13 protein-coding genes and 5 pseudogenes are annotated in these 19,517 nt (G+C 34.5%); 7 read left to right on the top strand and 11 right to left on the bottom strand.

Going from position 1 to position 19,517, the window contains the following annotated elements; genetic code table 11:
• Positions 1-322: 322 nt before the first annotated feature.
• On the bottom strand, positions 323-1,237 hold the full coding sequence (locus tag AC1M36_RS26525) for a LysR family transcriptional regulator (RefSeq protein WP_336454456.1): 915 nt from the start codon (positions 1,235-1,237) through the stop codon (positions 323-325).
• A gap of 285 nt (positions 1,238-1,522) precedes the next feature.
• Between AC1M36_RS26525 and AC1M36_RS26520 the strand changes: the two genes are divergently transcribed.
• From AC1M36_RS26520 to AC1M36_RS26510, 3 genes and pseudogenes are all read left to right on the top strand, one after another.
• A complete protein-coding gene (locus AC1M36_RS26520; protein ID WP_336454457.1) occupies positions 1,523-2,044 on the top strand; it encodes a cupin domain-containing protein in 522 nt (173 codons plus the stop codon).
• A 78-nt stretch (positions 2,045-2,122) separates the two neighbouring features.
• Positions 2,123-2,920 carry a dihydrodipicolinate synthase family protein gene (locus AC1M36_RS26515; protein WP_336454458.1) on the top strand — a complete coding sequence of 266 codons (798 nt, stop codon included), beginning with the start codon at positions 2,123-2,125 and terminating at the stop codon, positions 2,918-2,920.
• Positions 2,921-3,053: 133 nt separating this feature from the next.
• Positions 3,054-3,641, top strand: a pseudogene (locus AC1M36_RS26510) (MFS transporter); the annotation flags it as partial.
• A gap of 101 nt (positions 3,642-3,742) precedes the next feature.
• On the opposite strand, the gene AC1M36_RS26505 reads toward AC1M36_RS26510, so the two are convergent.
• From AC1M36_RS26505 to AC1M36_RS26490, 4 genes and pseudogenes are all read right to left on the bottom strand, one after another.
• Positions 3,743-4,396, bottom strand: a complete 654-nt coding sequence (locus tag AC1M36_RS26505; RefSeq protein WP_479846410.1) for an IS6 family transposase — start codon at positions 4,394-4,396, stop codon at positions 3,743-3,745.
• Between the two features lie 215 nt (positions 4,397-4,611).
• Positions 4,612-5,835, bottom strand: a complete 1,224-nt coding sequence (locus AC1M36_RS26500; RefSeq protein ID WP_336454459.1) for a helix-turn-helix domain-containing protein — start codon at positions 5,833-5,835, stop codon at positions 4,612-4,614.
• 504 nt (positions 5,836-6,339) lie between these two features.
• A pseudogene (locus AC1M36_RS26495) lies at positions 6,340-7,023 on the bottom strand (IS6 family transposase).
• A 102-nt stretch (positions 7,024-7,125) separates the two neighbouring features.
• Positions 7,126-8,541: an amino acid permease gene (locus AC1M36_RS26490; RefSeq protein ID WP_336454460.1), complete on the bottom strand. Its 1,416-nt coding sequence runs from the start codon at positions 8,539-8,541 to the stop codon at positions 7,126-7,128.
• Positions 8,542-9,392: 851 nt separating this feature from the next.
• Here AC1M36_RS26490 and AC1M36_RS26485 point away from each other — a divergent pair.
• Positions 9,393-10,024: pseudogene (locus AC1M36_RS26485) on the top strand (IS6 family transposase).
• A 112-nt stretch (positions 10,025-10,136) separates the two neighbouring features.
• Here the strand turns inward: AC1M36_RS26485 and AC1M36_RS26480 are convergent.
• The 4 genes from AC1M36_RS26480 to AC1M36_RS26465 all read right to left on the bottom strand — a co-directional run bounded on the left by AC1M36_RS26480 (position 10,137) and on the right by AC1M36_RS26465 (position 14,837).
• Positions 10,137-10,748, bottom strand: coding sequence for a flavin reductase family protein (locus AC1M36_RS26480; protein ID WP_336454575.1), 612 nt, complete (start codon positions 10,746-10,748; stop codon positions 10,137-10,139).
• A gap of 19 nt (positions 10,749-10,767) precedes the next feature.
• A complete protein-coding gene (locus AC1M36_RS26475) occupies positions 10,768-12,015 on the bottom strand; it encodes an MFS transporter (protein WP_336454571.1) in 1,248 nt (415 codons plus the stop codon).
• A 144-nt stretch (positions 12,016-12,159) separates the two neighbouring features.
• On the bottom strand, positions 12,160-13,173 hold the full coding sequence (locus AC1M36_RS26470) for a TauD/TfdA family dioxygenase (protein WP_336454572.1): 1,014 nt from the start codon (positions 13,171-13,173) through the stop codon (positions 12,160-12,162).
• A gap of 218 nt (positions 13,174-13,391) precedes the next feature.
• A complete protein-coding gene (locus AC1M36_RS26465) occupies positions 13,392-14,837 on the bottom strand; it encodes an aminotransferase-like domain-containing protein (RefSeq protein ID WP_336454573.1) in 1,446 nt (481 codons plus the stop codon).
• Between the two features lie 177 nt (positions 14,838-15,014).
• Here AC1M36_RS26465 and AC1M36_RS26460 point away from each other — a divergent pair, with 177 nt between their 5' ends.
• Positions 15,015-15,872 (top strand): LysR family transcriptional regulator, encoded by an 858-nt coding sequence (locus tag AC1M36_RS26460; RefSeq protein ID WP_336454574.1) that lies wholly within the window; start codon positions 15,015-15,017, stop codon positions 15,870-15,872.
• A gap of 79 nt (positions 15,873-15,951) precedes the next feature.
• Here AC1M36_RS26460 and AC1M36_RS26455 read toward each other — a convergent pair whose 3' ends face one another.
• The gene (locus tag AC1M36_RS26455) at positions 15,952-16,638 is read right to left on the bottom strand and encodes an IS6 family transposase (RefSeq protein WP_479846409.1); all 687 of its coding nucleotides are present in this window, start codon (positions 16,636-16,638) and stop codon (positions 15,952-15,954) included.
• A 38-nt stretch (positions 16,639-16,676) separates the two neighbouring features.
• Positions 16,677-17,371 (bottom strand): annotated as a pseudogene (locus AC1M36_RS26450) (IS6 family transposase).
• A 273-nt stretch (positions 17,372-17,644) separates the two neighbouring features.
• On the opposite strand from AC1M36_RS26450, the gene AC1M36_RS26445 reads away from it, so the two are divergent.
• Both AC1M36_RS26445 and AC1M36_RS26440 read left to right on the top strand, forming a co-directional pair.
• Positions 17,645-18,166, top strand: a complete 522-nt coding sequence (locus AC1M36_RS26445; protein WP_479846408.1) for a hypothetical protein — start codon at positions 17,645-17,647, stop codon at positions 18,164-18,166.
• A 749-nt stretch (positions 18,167-18,915) separates the two neighbouring features.
• Positions 18,916-19,083, top strand: a pseudogene (locus AC1M36_RS26440) (IS6 family transposase); the annotation flags it as partial.
• Positions 19,084-19,517 lie beyond the last annotated feature (434 nt).

The following is a 19,517-nucleotide window of genomic DNA, read 5'->3' as shown; positions in this document are numbered from 1 at the left end:
AATCAAATTTAAGTGTAACAATAAGGCATTTTACTAATAGTATTTTGTTACGGCCAATTCAACGTTTAGGATAGTTCATATTTTAAAATACAAAATGTAATAAAAACGGTCGTTTTTGTTACGGATAGTGTGGACTAACATCATTTATAAAACATATAATTATAAGGATATATACAAAGAATGATTGAATACACATTGTTTTTAGAAATTATATAGCAGAAAGCCATGAACCTGAAGATTCATAGCTTTTTTATTCAGTACGGAGATTTTATTTATATTGTTACAACTATATAACTGGAATTTAACAACATGTACACAGGCTTTAATTATTTCCTTCGGCATTACCATAGTTTAAACTAAACGAAATTTCTTTTAACGTATCAATGAAAATATGTGTAGCTGCACCTAGATATTTATCCTTCCTATAGACAATTCCCACATTTCGAGCAAGTTTAGAATTTCGTATAGGAATGATCTTTATATTAGGTTGGTTAAGATACTTTAGATAAGGGACGGGTAATATGGTGATTCCTATACCGTCTGCTACCATATTAATTAATGATTGCATAGTTGTAATTTCAAAAATAGGACTCGGAAGAAAACCCAAGTCTTTGCAATTTTTATTTATAAGTTGTCTTATAAAATATTGTTCAGGAAGTAAAATAGAAGGAGTCGTCTCTAATACTTCTAACCCTAACATATCCTGATGTGCTAATGGATGTTCAACAGGTACTGCAAAAGCCATTTCTTCAGTATATAAAGAAAGTGTTTCAAATTCATCGCCTTTTATAGGTAAAAAAACGATTCCTAAGTCCACCTTATTTTCTAACAAGTGTTTTTGAATATCCCCAGTACGTAGACCTAGCACAGAAATCTTAACAGCTGGGTATAACTTGTGAAATTTAATTAATGCGGGTGGAATAAGATAATTTTCTACTGTTAACAATGTACCAATCGAAATTGAGCCTCTTTGAAGTCCATTTAATTCATTTATTGAAGTTTTTGCCTGTTCTAATTCGTGAAAAATATTGCGAGTATACTTTAAGAGTAGTTTTCCCGATTCAGTAAGAGCTGTCTTCTTACCAATTCGATCAAATAAAGGCGTTCCAATTTCATGTTCTAATAATCTGATTTGTTGACTTAAAGATGGTTGGGAAATTCCAACTTTTTCTGCAGCTCTTGTAAAATGAAGTTCTTGGCACACAGCATAAAAATACTCCAGTTGTCTTAATTCCATTCTGAAGCCTCCTAGTTAAAGTAATGATAGTTAATGAATTGATGTTATGTAAAGCCTCAAGGATCTCATTTATTATGGTTAGCTTCTATATGAATTCTACAGCAACTTAAGGTAATACAAATTATATCATAGGTTAAAACTATAATTATTATATAAATAATTGAATTGTTCTATTAATCGAAGTATCTTAGACTATTATTTACACCGAAGGTTAATCTTATTGAGATGTATAGTTCCAAAATTAAAAATCTTTCAACTGTGTAAAATTTTGAGGAGGTTAATAGGATGAGTAATCAAAGAACAGATATTGTCAATTATAGTGAATTTCTAAAAAAGAGTAAGAAGCCTGCCATTCGAGCATGTTCTTGGAAATGGAAAGATATTTATCCCATGCTTAATGAATCTGTATCAGAAGATTTTCTTGAAAGTGGACGTGGAACTTTATCCCTCATTCATAAGGATACTGGAGATGCGTATGGTACTTCCTCAACAATGAATGTAGTAGTACAAATTTTCAAACCAGGTGAGCATAATAAGGCTCATCGTCATACGAATGTGGCTTTAAACCTAGTATTTCAGGGAGAGGGTTTTAGTATTGTAGATGGAGAGAAGATTGAATGGGAAAAAGGTGATTTATTCCTAGCTCCTCCATGGTCTGCTCATGAGCATTGCAACACTTCAGAAACAGAGGATGCGATCCTTTTCACTTTTCAGGATGTTCCGGTCCTTACTTCAATGGGTACATGGTTTTTAGAAGAACCCATAGGGAGTACTCCCCGCCACGTTGTACAGACAGAGAAAAAATAGAAGGTATTAACTAGTACTTTTTATATTTGATCTCACGTAGAATTATTTATTTAATATAAATGCCGGAGGATAAAACAAATGAAAAATTTAAATGTAGCTATTCCAACCCCCTTTCAAGAAGATGAAAGTTTGTATTTAGAGGGCTTTAATTCCATTGTTGAGTACTTAACAGGTAACGGAATAGAGTCTCTTCTTGTATCTGCTACTACAGGTGAACAAAATTCAATGAGTATTGAAGAGCGAATCCAAATTATCGATTATTTTAACCAACAAAACTTTAAACATGTTGAACTTATGTTTGGTGTATCAGCTACAACAACAAAAAATGCAATAAGATTGATTAAAAAACTTGAGGAGTCTATTTTCGATTCTATTCTAATTCAGTTCCCTCCATACATTCAGCCGACGCAAGAACAGGCTATTTCTTATATTAATGAGTTATTGCAGCATACCACAAAACATGTTGTACTTTATAACAATCCTTTTCGAACAGGTTTTGAGCTAAGTGCTGAATCATTTAGTACTCTTATTAATCAGAAGCACTCCAATCTGGTAGGCATGAAAGAAGAGAGTGATGTTAAACGTCATGAAAATACAACTTTACCAGATGAATTTATCATGTTCGCTGGGGGAGATGTAAACCTTATAGAAAAGATAATGAATGGTTGTAATGGACTTTCTAGTATGGTAGGAAATGTTTATCCAAAAGAAATTCAACAAATTTTCAGTGACTTATTAACAAATAAACCAGTGGACATTCGAAAAATAAACGAATTAATTAATAAGGTTACGAGTGGTCAAGCTGTTATAAACATTAAGAATCACTATAATTCTCTGGGCATAAAAGTAGGTACTTGTCGTTCTCCTATTCGGTAATAATACTATTTCACGGATTTCCTCATTTTAATGAAAAGAATCCTAAGGTAATCGCCAAGCAGAAAAAATAATTCAATTATTCTTTCTGCTTGCGGATACCATTACTAAACAATATGGAGGGGCTATAGCTATCATGAGGATTTTACATCAAATAGAAAAACAAAAAATGGATATAAAAATTAAAAGAAGATTACTTATTGCAGGAGTTATTTTAATTGGAGCAAATCTCAGAGCCCCAATAACATCAGTAGGGCCACTATTATCTTCTATTCGTGATAGTCTGGTTATATCTAATACATTAGCAGGGACAATTATTACAGTACCGTTACTTACATTCGCATTTTTATCCCCATTTGCTCCTAAGTTAACTCGTCGTTTTAGCATAGAATTTACACTATTTATTTCCTTAATCTTATTAATAGTTGGAATTGGAATACGTTCTTTTGGTGGGATAGGTACGTTATTTGTAGGAACTGTCTTAATTGGTACATCGATTGCAATTGGTAATGTGTTATTACCGAGTCTTATTAAACATAACTTTGCACAAAATATAGGTATGATGAAAGGCATTTATGCTGTTTCTATGAATTTATTTGGAGCTATTGGATCTGGAATAAGTATCCCCATTTCTTCAACGTTAGGTTTAGGGTGGTCAGGATCCCTCGGATGCTGGGGAACCTTATCTCTTCTCACTATTTTCATTTGGCTACCACAATTACGGAAGTATCACAAAGGTTCTGTTGCAAAGTTTGAAAAAGCATAAACAGGTTGGTAAATGAGGAACAATGTTTAGGAAGTAGCTAGTAATTGTTGAAGTTCATTTTACGTTGAAAAGGCGGAGTCTCTTTGAAGACTTCGCCTTTGTTTATATAGGGCATGAATGGTCTCGATACCTTTTATCGTACGTGAAGCATGACGAAGATTTTGAAATCCTGTGGATTTGGCAAAACGTCTCTTTACATGCCTATGATCCTGTTCAATAAGATTGTTTAAATGTTTGATTGTACAATGGATTGTCTTTTGATAAAATCCTTGTTTTCTTAATTTGTTAAATGCACAAAGTAATGCCGGCGCTTTGTCTGTAGTGAGAACCGTTGGTTCTCCAAAATGTTTTACTAATCTTTTCATGAAGGCATAAGCAGCCTGATGATCTCGTTTTTTACGAAGTTGAATATCTAATGTATGGCCATCTTTATCAATTGCACGATAGAGATAACACCACTTCCCCTTAATTTTGATATAAGTCTCATCCAAATGCCAAGATAATCGTGCAGATTTATTTTTCACTTTCCAAATTTGATAGATGAGATTGCCATATTCATGAACCCATCGCATGATGGTTGTTGGGTGAACTGAAATACCACGTTCTTTCAGGATTTCAGATACATCGCGATAGCTTAAAGAAAAACGACAGTAGTAGCCCACGGCTACTAAAATAATATCTTTTTTGAACTGTTTCCCTTTAAAATATCGCATTTGTGATTCTCCTGGCTTCTTTTTTCTAGAGTGTATCCTCATTTAGAAAACTTTGCAACAGAACCCTAAGTATTGCTGGAGTATTGGCATTTCTCTATTATTATTTACCGATCTTAAAAAATAAAGATTTAGACTAATGGATAGTCTTTATGGGGGAGTACCACATTAAACGTTGTGCCTTTATGTCAAATTCATACTTTCAAGAATTCGAATCTTTAAATCATAGTGTGTTTTCCTCGATATTGTCTAGGGGTCATATTAGTAACCTTTTTAAATACCTTTGTAAAATAACTCTGATCATTAAAATTAAGCCAGGTACAAATATCTGATAAAGAATATGTGGTTAATGTTAATAGCTTTTTCGCTTCTTCTATTCGCTCATTTTGTATGTATTTGCTTAAAGAGATACCAACTTCTTTTTTAAACAAATTGGATAAGTAACTAGGGTTTACACTTACACTTTCAGCAAGATCATTTAGAGTAATTTCGTTATAAATATTTTTAGCAATATAGTCTAAGCAGGCACCTATAGTTTTGGAGTATTTTTGAGTATTATATTCTTTTACACGATCCGCAAACGTACATAAAGCATCTTCTATTAATCTATTTACAGCGTACATGTTATCTAATTGCTCGAGAGTTTGTATATATAACTCGCTAAGTGAAAATGCAATTTCCGATGGGAGGCTACCTTCTATTGCATATCGGGTAGCTAATGTAATTGCAATTATGCCATTATTTTTTTGATTTCTTAGCTGATTTCCTTTGGATAAAATAGCGGCCTCCTCTTGTGGAAATGCATATGCATATTCTATGACTTTTTCTTTATTTCCTTCCTTTATAGCTGTAAAAAATTGTTTTTCCAATGATATATCATAATAAGCAGCGTTGCTTTGTCGTCGTGTAGAAATATATAAGTCAGGATTCGAAAGCAGGTAAGGAGTTTCCTCCAGTAATTTATTTCGCTCCCAAAAGATGTTTGTATCTAGCTTTTCGTTAAAAATCAAATAGTGAAAAAAAATACCTATATGAATTAAAGTGACTTTTCTAACTACAGGTACATTGTGAAAATAGGAAATCACATCTTGTGTCCTGATACCTCGGTTGAACTCATTTATAAACTTAATAACAGTATCTTTAGATACCTTTGGATATACAGATGGACCAATGATAAGTGTTCCTTGTAAATATTCGTGATCTACTATGTGGATTGAAATAAAATTTTCTAGGTAACGATTCGTCTTGAGAAAAGGGAAGTTTTTGGGATTATCTTTTTCATAAAGCTCTCCCAACTGTTCTTTTTTCTGTGAATAAAAAGGATTATAAGTATTATGAGAAGTACATTCAAATAATATCTCCTTAGTTGTAGATAGAAAATAAATGGGAATTGAAAATGCTTGATGCATTAAATGAGAAAAATATTGTAAATCAATAACCATGTTATAATTTCCTCCTGTTAAAACGATTTAAATATAGAAATATATCCATTATATAAAAATTATGAATGCAGGTTATAGAATGGATATTAAGAAATTTTTCGTCTTTTTTGGGAAAGGAGGGTAAGGGGTCATAGCGTTCTATTAATCTATCAATTCCCACCAATCCACTTTAATTTTTCTCCTTGTTCATCAATAGCAATATATCCTAAGAATGGATTTTCTTCTGTAAACGTTCCTTGTAAGTACGTCCTTATCGGAGTGACAATTACTTTTTCTAACTTTGTATTTAGAGATAAACCGTTTAATTATTTGTCTATCGTAATCTCTACTATTCGGTGAAAATTTTTTATAGTAGCTACTATTCACCATAAATTCTAATACACTATTGTATACTTTATGTTCTTCATCTTTGAATTCTCCAGATGCTCTAGTTATAGGCGTTTCACCGATTCCGTTGCAAAGTTTACGAGGACATAAAGAGATGGGGAGTATTGAGGACCATTTTTATGAAACTATTAATAATTCATGTAATGCGTTATACGTAGAAAAAACGAAGTTTGGTTGAAAACTTCATTTTTTCTATGTATATGGCATGACCAGTTACTATACCTCTAATAGTACGTGAGACGTGGTGAAGACTTTAAAATCCTAAAGAACGGGAGAATCAACGTTTCACATGTCGGTGTTCTTGCTCAATGATAGTATTGAGGTACTTGCTTGTACAATAAAAAGTATTTTTGTAAAGACCTACCTTCTTTAATTTTTTGAATACGGAAGCTAAAGAAGGGGCCTTATCTGTCAAACCGTTGGTTCTCCAAAAGATCGAACAAGTCTTTTCATAAAAGCATATGCTGCTTGTGTGTCCCGTTTTTAACGAAGTTGAATACCAAGTGTTTGTCCCTCTTTATCAATTTCTCGATATAAATAACACCATTTCCCTTTCACCTTGATATAGGTTTCATCTAAACGCCAAGATAACAATGTGTTTTTGTTTTGCTTTTTCTAAATGTGCTAGATAAGATTTCCATATTATTGAACCCAGCGCATGATAGTTGCTGGATGAATAGAAATACCACGTTCTTTGAGAATTTCAGACACGTCGCGATAACTTAAAGAAAAACGACAATAGTAGCCAACGGCTATTAAAATAATATCCTTCTTGAACATTTTCTCTTTAAAATATCCCATCTGTGATTCTCCTCGTTTTCTTTTTCGAAAATGTAGCTTAGTTTAGAAAACTTTGCAACAGAATCACTATCGATATGATTATTAATAGAATTTTCCGGGTTATTATTTCGCAATTTTATCATGTGCTTTTGAAATTGTTTCCTCATTTAAATTACTGTGTTTTATCGAATAAATGAAATATATTACTGCCCCAATAGTAATCCAAATACTAAAGTACAACCATGTTCTTAATGGTAAATTTAGCATTAAGAACACACAACATATAATTGAAATGCTTGGTAATATAGGTACAAACGGTACCATAAATCCACGTTTTAGATTTGGGTGTGATTTACGGAGGATAATAACTGATACACAAACTAGCGTAAACGATACCAAACTACCAATATTAACTAAATTAACCAATTCTTTCAAATCAATAAATCCAGCTATCACAGAGCTTCCTATTCCCGCCAATCCGATTATAAAGGTGGGTGCTCCAGTCTTCTTATTAACCTTCGCAAGTGATTTTGGTAACAGTCCATCACGACTCATCGCAAAGAATACTCGTGTTGCTGCATACATATTCGAAAAAATAACAGCCATAAGGCCAATTACAGCACCTGCAGCAATTACACCAGCGACTTTTCCTTGTCCTACCACTTCCATTACATAAGCCATTGCCTCAGGTACATTTAATTCTTTATAGGAAACCATCCCTGTCATAACAAGGCATACTATAACGTAAATAAGTGTACATATGATTAACGACGCAATTATACCGATGGGAAGATTATGTTGGGGATCTTTTACTTCTTCTGCCGAAGTTGCTAATATATCAAAGCCCGTAAAAGCGAATAATATGGCTGCTCCACCGGCAAAAACTCCACTTAAACCATATGGTGCAAACGGTACCCAGTTCTCTGGCTTTACATAGAATATACCAACCAAAATAAATAATACAATCATTCCAATTTTAATTAATACCATTATGTTATTGATACGTTTACTTTCCTTTGTACCACGCGATAACATCCATGTTAATATCAATGTAATGATTACCGCTGGTAGATTCACAATACCACCTTGCGATGGAATCGTTGATAGGGCTTTGGGTATCTCTAATCCAAAGCCATTTATTAAATTGTGGAAATACCCTGTCCATCCACCAGCGACAGCCGCTGTTGCCACAATATATATTGAGATTAACGTCCAACCTACTAAATGAGCCACAAACTCACCAATTGTTGCATAGGAGTACGTATATACACTACCTGACGTCGGGAGTGTAGAAGCAATTTCTGCGTAACATAATGCTATAAATGTACAAACAATCGCTGCAAGTGCAAATGAAAAAATAACTGCTGGACCAGCATCTTTTGCTGCTACTAATCCAGTTAACACAAGAATTCCCGTTCCAATTATCGAGCCTATCCCTAACATAATTAAATCAAATGCTCCTAATGTTTTTGTTAAGGTCTTACCTTTATTATGTTCTAACAATTGTGTAACAGATTTTTTTAAAAATAATTTATTCATATTCTCTGTATCCCCTTTAAAAATAAGGCATATTATCCTAATTTTTGTGGTATATAGTACATATATAACTAGTCCAATAAGTATCCAAACTATAAAATTTTTGTTATATCGGTAATTAAAAATCTTAGATTAATGAAAATGGGATGATATCCCATTGCCATTAATCCTTTTTATAGCTAAAGAAAGTTATTAATATCAGATAAACAAATGTAGAAAACCTTTTGCTATTCATCTATTAAAGTAAGAGTTTGCTGAGATAAAGCAAGATTATATACACACCCTTTACATGTTTGCAAAACTCCACTCTGATAATAATTAATAGTCATTAAGTGATGTTTTGTTTAATTTTTAAAGAACATGGATTTATTTCCTTTCTTACTACTAACCTATATAAATAGCCTGTAAGTAAAAGAATTTAAGCTAATAAAAAAAAACGTCATTTGAACTCTCCCTCACCTACACTTCACTTAGAGGAGAGCTTCTAAGGTGAGATCGTACCTATTAGTTTATTTAGCTATCGAGCCTGTCCCTTGCTCTATATATAATTCTACTAACATAATCGCTCTCTTTTCTGGATGTTGATAGAAGCGTTCCAGTCCTTGTCTGCCAAAAAAATGCACTTACATTAGAGTGAGTGCTCTGAAAAAGTTCAGACTCCTCCATGGGGCACAATCTTTACAAGGAAAGTCTTTTACTATGAACATATCTTTAATTTATAATGAATAATACAAAATCTAATCAAAAAGTACATGATTTCACAAAAAAAATAAGTATCAGAAAAATTCTGAAAAAGGTGTGTGATCGGTATGAAAAAGGAAAATTTGTTCAAATAGAAGCGTTATCAACCTGATATTATCTTATTAACGGTAAGATGGTACCTACGGTACAACCTAAGTTTTCGTGATTTGATGGAAATGATGGAGGAACGAGGTTTGTCTATTGCTCACACCACTATTATGCGTTGGGTGCATCAATATGGACCTGAATTAGATGAAAGAGTACGACGTCATCTTAAGACAACAAATGATTCTTGGAGAGTCGATGAAACGTATGTGAAAGTAAAAGGGCAATGGATGTATTTATATGGCGCAGTCGATTCAGAAGGAAATACCATTGATTTTTATTTAAGTGAATCAAGAGATAAACAAGCAGCCAAGCGCTTTTTCAAGAAAGCCTTGGCTGCTTCTCATATTTGTAAACCTCGCGTAATAACAGTAGATAAGAACCCTGCCTATGCTGTAGCAATTCAAGAATTAAAAGAAGAGAAACGTATGCCTGAAGGCAAGTTAAATATCTCAATAATATAGTGGAACAAGATCACCGTTTCATTAAGAAACGTGTACGTTCTATGTTAGAATTCAAGTCATATGAAACAGCCACTTCTATATTGAGTGGCGTTGAAACCATGCATATGATGAAAAAAGGACAACTTCACTTACAGGTGAAGTCTGCCCAAAATGAAGTTAGATTCATACATAAATGATTGGGAATTGCATCATAATCTACCATTGAACAGTCTATACAGGTTTCTATGCCTCTATCAAATGATTTTTGCACCAGAACCATATTTCCTGTTTAGATTATGTGGCCCTGCTTTATTGTGGGCGTTCTATTGAAAATTGAGCTCCTAGTAATGCGTAATCATTTCCTGCAAGGCGGCTTACTGGTTTCAATGCCTGTGCGTCGATGCGGCCTTTGTCATACAGATGCTCTGCGATATGGAAACGTACGATACGACCGACAATCAAATCGCATGCGGGTGCTCCGTCTGTACCCCCAAATGGAAGGATTGTATCAACGAGGCACTCCATGCGGATACTTGCCTCCTGGATACCGGGAACAGAGATGACTTCGCTCTCAATAGGTGTCAACTTAGCGAGCTCAATCTCACTTTGGTCCGGAGGGAGATTCGCGGCTGTCTCATTAATGGCATGGATATAGGATTCATCTGAAATATGGATAACAAATTCTCTCTTGCATGCCGCATTCCGTGCGGTATCCTTTTGGAGGCCTCCTTTTCTTTGTACAGAAACAGATACCATCGGAGGATTTGCTGTGACTATATTAAAGTAACTGTATGGCGCCGCATTCAATGTGCCGTCCCCTGCAAGGGTGGTCACAAAGGCGACAGGCCGCGGGATAATGGTTCCTGTAAGCAGCTTATAATTCCCCCGTTCACTTTCGGTGTTTGGATCAATAGAAATCATAAAATCACCACTCTCCTTGTTAACCATTTAATGTATCCCTCGATTTCGTCACACTAACCTTACGAATATCTGTGATTTTCAGCCATATTCCCCCAATAGAGATAAATACAGACAAGATTATAAAAGGAACCTGATATCCGTGAAAGAAGTCTACCAATAATCCAAACAAAGATGGAGCTAATACAATAAAAATTTGATTCAGTGTCAGGGCAAAACTAACTGTTAGCCCAATAAGACTTGGATTAGCTCTTTCAGAAACTAAAACGATAAAGAGGCTATACCATCCAATCGCAAAAAAACCGATAACAAAGCATAAGATACTAATCCCCCATGTAGGTAAATAATCTAAAGAGAATGTCAGGTTTATCAACATTATTACTGTTAAGACAATTGTTATAAATAATGGATTAACCCTATTGCCTTTAAAAAAGTAGTCACTAATCCAAGCTAACGCGATTCTACCAACCATTCCCCCGATTAATGCCGTGCTCAAGAAAAAACCAGCTAAATTAAGACTTATGTTAATAGCATTTGTTAGATAACTCATCAGGTGTGCCACTATAATCATTTGTAGAGACATCATTGTAATTCCAATAAGAAAAACAGGATAAAGTTTAGCATTATTTTTTATTTTATTTATTTTATCTACAAACCTGTACGTCTCTCGCTTACTTACATTAGTTTGGTAGTCCCTATACAAGATTAAGAATATCACACCACCTAAAATGGCTACTACTGCTTGTGTGATTATTGCAGATGATAGTCCATATTTATAAAAGAAAAAAGGCAATGCAGCAGAGGCTAATGCTCCCCCAATAGGTATGCCTGTTTGACGCACTCCCATTGCGAGACCTCGATTTTTATTAGGAAACCACTTTATAATTGCACTGCTTCCACCTGGCTGTGCAGTTCCATACCATATACCTACAAATGTCAAAATAACTAAGAGGATTAAGTATTGATTTGTAGCATTGGCAGAGAGAACACTAAGTCCGAGGAAAATAGAGCCCATTCCAACTATCCACCGTTCACCATACCTATCCATAAGATTTCCAAAAACAAGCATTGAGAAAATCGGACCTATATTAACTGCTGAAACAATTAGACCTGTTTCGAATTGAGATAAGCTGTACTCTTTTTGATAAAAGGTTGCCAAAGGCCCCATACCGTATGTCACAAAAGTAGCACATGTCTGTGAAAATGTTGCTATTAAAAGGATTATCCACTTGTATCTTTCTCTTTTCCTTACCTCATGTATAGTAATCATAATTTCCCGTTCCTCCAGAAGTTAAAATAGAGATACACAATAATTAATTTGCATATGTATTTATCAATGATTTAGTTGATTGTACAAAAAAAGCAAGAAAAGACTGCAATTATTATAAAACTAAATTGCAGTCTAGCGATTGCACTATGCGAACACTGGTTCAAACACTCGTTCTTTCACCTGATTCAAATTACGATGATTCCATAGATTAGGTGCAACGATTACCCGCTGTACCCATCTATACGGATTCCCATCTTCATCTATACTCGGACTAAAAGCGTCCCTAGAGTGTAAGGTAAAGCGATTATCAATATATACAAGTCGTCCTGGATTAACATCAATGCCAAATGAAGCCTCACGTATGGCATTATAGAAGTTTTGGAATGCTATAGCAGCTTCATTGTTAACAGGTAGAACCATGTCAGGATAGAATACAGCAGCTACCTCTGGAAAATTTGTATTTCCCTGTATAAGTGGTACAGGTTCAGTTTGTTGCAATTCCCCTGGTATTGCTGATCTCCAACGATATGGAACCTTTATCTGATACAAAGGTTGACTAAGTTTCTCAACATCGTCTTGAGACAGACGTTTCAATGCTTCACGTGCATCTGAAAGACGAGTAAGAGGACCTTTTGGATCGTGTCTTACCCCAGTCAAGACTAAACCGAATGGTGAGTAATTTCTATCTCCCATAAACTTTAATGCAGCATTCTCAATATGGAAATCTAGTTCGACTTCCGAGCCTAATCCTGTATATTCTTTCTTAGCTTCAACAGATGGGATTAAATTGTTTACAATCTCATGCCCCTCATGTAGCATAGAATATGGTTCCCCGATTAGAGCTCCAACTGCAATAGCCAGGTTCTCACTAATAAAACCTGACTTGGCCTCAGGTGTATAGGTTTGCGGAAGTGGAGTTGTGACTACTTTGTCATCTACTGGCAGATTCTCAATTACAATATAAGGCATTGGATTTAGGGAGGCCTTTTGCTCATTTAAGCACTCAATAATTCGACGTGGCATTGCTCGAAGAGCTGCCATCCGGACCTCGGTAACATATGACGTAGATCCTGTAGGATCATACTTAATAAGGCTAAACTCTTGCCGCAATATCTCCCTTTCATCATCACTTAACTTAAAAATATAATTTGGATCCATAAAACCTTCTTCCCCTCTCACTATCAATCTTTCATAAGCCTGTTAATTCCTTAGAAATAATACAATGAGCACCGCAAAGCCAATAATTAAACTAAATAACACTCACCAAATTATAATAGCTCAAACTTTTTTGGAAGTAACCGACCAATTGAGAGAAATTTCAACCGACCAATTTTTGGAGATATAAATTATGTATAATTTCAATTAAACAGATTTTACTACAGTTTCAAAAGTTCTTCAGCCAACACTACAATACCTTCTTCAAGTTCTTCCATAGAAGCATAAGAAAAGGAAAGACGAACATAACTATGACGATCCTCATTATATATTGAGCCAGGATGGATTAATATTCCTCTATTAAGTAATCTAAGATATAAGTGGCGTACAGAATTGTATTTGTTAAGGTTAACCCATATAAAGAGTCCACCAATAGGAACTTTCCAACTGGCTATATCACCTAGATGCTTTTCTAACATGTAAAGTAAGAAGTCTCTTCTTACTCTGAGTTTCTTACGAATCTCCATTAGATACTCATTATATAATTGACCTTTTAACCATTCATGGGCGATGTGTTGGGGGAAAATGCTGGCCCCATGATCCAACTGCATTTTAATGTCAGCTAGTCTTTCAATAACTGGCTTGTTTGCCACTATCCAACCAATTCTAAGCCCTGGACTAAGAGATTTAGATAGGCTTCCAACATACAAAACCGAATTGCCTCCCTCCATAGATTTCATTGGTGGCGGAGGTGGTTCGTCAATCCACAGATCCCGATACACATCGTCCTCAATTAGAGGAAGTCCTTGTATTAAACACATTTCCAGTATAGAATTCCTCCTAGAATGAGGCATGACTATACCTGTTGGATTATGGAAAGAAGGAATTGAATAGATTGCATCACGATTTTTGTACTTTCTTGTATTACAAATTTTAAAAGGAATCATCCCCTCTTCATCCATCGCTACACCCCGTAATTGGATACCAACAGACTGAAAATTATACCCAGAATATAGATATGATGGTGTACCTAAAAATACTGTTGATCCCTCTTCTAATAGTCCTAATGCTATGAGTTGTAACCCTTGAGTAGCTCCTGATGTCACAAGAATGCAGTCTGGGGATGTATCAATACCATAATTTTTAAGATGTTTTGCAATGGACTCTCTTAAGGGGAGATATCCCTTTTGATCCTCATAACCCAAATAATTCAAATTCTCTCCTACTAATCTAGTTATTTCTCTCATTTGATACTTTGGAAAGAGCTCAGCAGCTAGCTCTGCCCTACTAAGCTGGATAAAGTTAGAGTCTAACTCCAAATTATTGATAGTTTTTAGAAATGGAGGACTTTCTTTATATATGGCATTCTTAATACGAAAATCCCAGTTTACTCTGTTACCATTGGTTAGAAAGGTATTTATGTTAGTAGTCACCCTTGTAGCTGATCCCTTCTGTCCTTCAATAAGCCCATAAGACTTTAGATCCTCAAACACATTTACTATAGTACTCCTATTTACATTCAATTCCTCAGCTAACTTCCTCTGAGGAGGTAGCTTATAACCAGCTGGCCATTCTCCAGTGATAATTCTTTCTTCTAAATAATGAAAAATTTGTTGGTGGATGCTTTTATCTGAATTTCTCTTTGGTTTCCAACTTATAAGAACCATTATGTATTTACACCTCAACGAGTTAATTTACTGTATTATTGGCACGTCTGCATTAAAATACAAATTAGGTTATTCATTCCTCCTGTTCTCTCTATATTGTAAGAACATCCGGATATAAAGTAAAATGAATAATATGTATATAATTCATCAATAAATTTGATAACAGGAGAGGGCTATATGGACATAAAAGATTTAATTGTTTTTCAAAAGGTGGCAGAAGAGGGGAGTGTATCAAGAGCAGCTAAGTCACTAAACTATGTACAATCAAATGTGACAACAAAGATTAAACAACTAGAACATGAGCTAGGAGTTTCTTTATTTTATCGAAATGGAAGAGGGGTTGTTTTAAATTCAAACGGTAAAATATTATTGGAACAAGCTCAACAAATCTTACATTTGGTTGAACAATCCGTAAAAATTGTACAAATTAATGAGTCTACTCCGGTTGGTACGGTTACCATTGGATCCATCAACTCAACCGCTGCAGTGCGGTTACCTCTCATTCTAAAGCAATATTATAAGCTGTATCCCCAGGTAGATTTGGTAGTAGAGACACATAACAGTGCAGAATTAATAAGACAGGTCTTAAGCCGAAAGTTAGATGGAGCGTTTGTAGCAGGTGAAGTTTATCACCCAGAAATAACTTCCCTTTTATTTCAAGAGGAAGAGTTGGTTATGATTAGTCATAAGGACTTTTCTTCACTTGAAGATTTGGGGCAGTTTAATATGCTGGTCTTTGGTGATGGATGCCACTATCGGGACGCATTGGAAAGTTGGATGGAAGAAGAGGGAATCTATCCAAAACGAATCCTTAAATTTGGTACAATTGAGGCCATTATGGGTTGTGTTAAAGCGGGAATGGGGATAGCTGTTATGGTTCAATCCGTTTTAAAGGACCATCAGCAATCCCTAAATGTAACACCTTTGCCAGAAAAGTATGCAAAAGTTCCTACACATTTTATTATGCGAAAAGACGTATTGCTTTCTGCCGCTTTTCGTAAATTTGTAGAGCTTCTGAACCTAAGTATCTATTAGATACAACTAATACACTCATGCAGGTTCTGTTGCAAAGTTTGAAAAAAGCATAAACAGGTTGGTAAATGAGGAACAATGTTTAGGAAGTAGCTAGTAATTGTTGAAGTTCATTGTACGTTGAAAAGGCGGAGTCTCTTTGAAGACTTCGCCTTTGTTTATATAGGGCATGAATAGTCTCGATACCTTTTATCGTACGTGAAGCATGACGAAGATTTTGAAATCCTGCGGATTTGGCAAAACGTCTCTTTACATGCCTATGATCCTGTTCAATGAGATTATTCAAATGTTTGATTGTACAATGGATTGTAGTTTGATAAAATCCTTGTTTTCTTAATTTGTTAAATGCGCAAAGTAATGCTGGCGCTTTGTCTGTAGTGAGAACCGTAGGTTCTCCAAAATGTTTTACTAATCTTTTCATGAAGGCATAGGCAGCCTGATGATCCCGTTTTTTACGAAGTTGAATATCCAATGTGTGTCCATCTTTATTAATTGCACGATAGAGATAACACCACTCGCCCTTAACTTTGATATAAGTCTCATCCAAATGCCAGGATAAGCGTGCAGATTTATTTTTCACTTTCCAAATTTGATAGATGAGATTGCCATATTCATGAACCCAGCGCATGATGGTTGTTGGGTGAACTGAAATACCACGTTCTTTCAGGATTTCAGATACATCGCGATAACTTAAAGAAAAACGACAGTAGTAGCCGACAGCTACTAAAATAATATCTTTCTTGAACTGTTTCCCTTTAAAATATCGCATTTGTGATTCTCCTGGCTTCTTTTTTCTAGAGTGTATCCTCATTTAGAAAACTTTGCAACAGAACCTATGAATCTAACTTCATTTTGGGCAGACTTCACCTGTAAGTGAAGTTGTCCTTTTTTCATCATATGCATGGTTTCAACGCCACTCAATATAGAAGTGGCTGTTTCATATGACTTGAATCCTAACATAGAACGTACACGTTTCTTAATGAAACGGTGATCTTGTTCCACTATATTATTGAGATATTTAACTTGCCTTCAGGCATACGTTTCTCTTCTTTTAATTCTTGAATTGCTACAGCATAGGCAGGGTTCTTATCTACTGTTATTACGCGAGGTTTACAAATATGAGAAGCAGCCAAGGTTTTCTTGAAAAAGCGCTTGGCTGCTTGTTTATCTCTTGATTCACTTAAATAAAAATCAATGGTATTTCCTTCTGAATCGACTGCGCGATATAAATACATCCATTGCCCTTTTACTTTCACATACGTTTCATCGACTCTCCAAGAATCATTTGTTGTCTTAAGATGACGTCGTACTCTTTCATCTAATTCAGGTCCATATTGATGCACCCAGCGCATAATAGTGGTGTGAGCAATAGACAAATCTCATTCCTCCATCATTTCCACCAAATCACGAAAACTTAGGTTGTACCGTAGGTATCATCTTACCGTTAATAAGATAATATCAGGTTGATAACGCTTCCATTTGAACAAATTTTCTTTTTCTATACCAATCACGCACCCTTTCTAGAGTAATAGTATTAGTATGTCCAAGATTTATAGATTACTTGCAATTATCTTGAAGTTTTTGCACCAAAACCAAAACCCCTTATGCTCTTCTGGCTATGTTCAAATCTTTAAACAAAAAAGAGACCTAATTTAGGTTTTACTCGTTGTTTTACACAATTTTTGTAAGTTTATTGTAAGAAAAATGAAAGTTTAGAGAAAGAGTAATCTTATAAGATGAACTTGTTTAAAAAAATGAGATAAGGAGATGTTATAATGTTTAATAAAGTAATAGTAGGAACCTTGGCAGCAGGGATTATACTTTCTGGTGCTGGAAATGCATTTGCAGCAGAAACAAGTACAGTAAGTAATTATGCTAATAATGTAGTAGAAAAAAGTATTAATAGTGTTCAAAGTAACGCTTATGTTGATGTTAGAGTAACAAGTAGTGGTAAAGTTAGATTTTATGCTAAAGAGTTAAGTAATAATTTTACAAATAAATACTATGATGAAATTGTTTTTACAATCGAAAGTCCTAGTGGGCAAGATTTTTTGAGTAATCTTGATTGGAATCAAGATATAATCTCTGTAACTCCAAATGAAAATGAAAGAACAGGAAACATTGCGCGAATCTCAGAGGATAAAGAGTATATCCTTGATAAGATCTACAGAATTTATAATAAACTTGGATATTCGATGCCTGATACAGTCACTATTTATGCATATGCAAAACCAGCAAATGATGATAAATATTGGCCTTTAGAATCATTCGAATTAGATATGAACAAACTATATTGATTTAAAAATGATGAGTTAAGAGATTAGTTCTTTTAATAATACAGATAAAAAGTAGACTGATAATTAGTCTACTTTTTTGTTAACATAAAATTCGTTATGGGGAGGACTATAAAATTTTAGCTTGATAGCGATGTGGCGGTACGCCTATATAAACGAAACCGAAGTCTTGGCTCAGACTTCGGTTTTTCGACATACAATGAATTATAGGAGCTACTAACAATCGCGTAAAATGTACAACTTTTTGTTGGCACTACTTAACCTTAACAAAACTTCGCAACAAAACCATAAAAAAAAAAGAATCCTTTTAAGGATTCTTTTTTTTTTATTTATTATGCTTAATAGCAAATCTTAGAAGAGAGACAAGACTGACTATATAGAAGGGAATAATAATCCAAAGGTTATGGTCAGTAAGTCCATTAGCGTTGAATTCATTTATTATTGCAAACAGTATACCACCAAATGCTATAATAAATAATGAAAATAATAGATATTTTTTATTGAATTTTTTACCTAGCAACTTGTATATTGCTCCAATGATGATAAGGAGGACTAGAAATATGCTGATTTCAATTAAAATTAGCATCGTTTTTTATCACCTCCTACTTGTCTGAAAAATTATTATCTTTTGTTAGCGTAAACTGCCCATCTAAACCAGTCAATTGTTAGTACTGTTCCTCTTGAACTAGTATTATCACGCAATTCTGTATATGTGTAATAATGACCTACTGACATTAGAACTGATATTGCTGAAGCGATGTTTTTCCATATCCGCAGGATTTCAAAATCTTCGCCACGCTTCCCGTACCTTGAAAGGCATCGAAACCATTCATGCTTTATATAAACGAAACCGAAGTCTTGGCTCAGACTTCGGTTTTTCGACGTACAATGAATTACAGGGGCTACTAACAACCGCATAAAATGTACAACTTTTTGTTGGCACCACTTAACCTTAACAAAACTTCGCAACAGAACCAATCTGAGCATATAAATAAGGCAAAAGGAGATAATATCTAGAAAATTGTAATTAAAAATCGTATTTGGGGATAGAAAGTCTTAGAGGTAACTAGCGTTCGGTACTGAATGAACATAATGTCTTGCTTAATCTTTCAGGGATTTTTTATTAAGCGAATATCAGGTTTCTCAGAATTTTACTCCTAGTAGAGTACATGTATAAGGAGATAAAAATGTGGAATATGATTGTTTCCTATCTTCCCGATTGGAAAGTTTTTGTACAAGCTTTTATCGTATTTTTAATTCCATATATTATCTCAAGATTTTTTCATTGGGTCAATATATCAGAGAAAGAGTGGTAAGAATGAGTTGGTGGAAATCAAAGGATAACCAGGTGCAA

It is taken from the genome of Bacillus sp. Medicinal_06 (assembly GCF_056711665.1).
The sequence above is the reverse complement of the archived record's forward strand: the minus strand, read 5'-3'. Positions and strand labels throughout refer to the sequence as shown.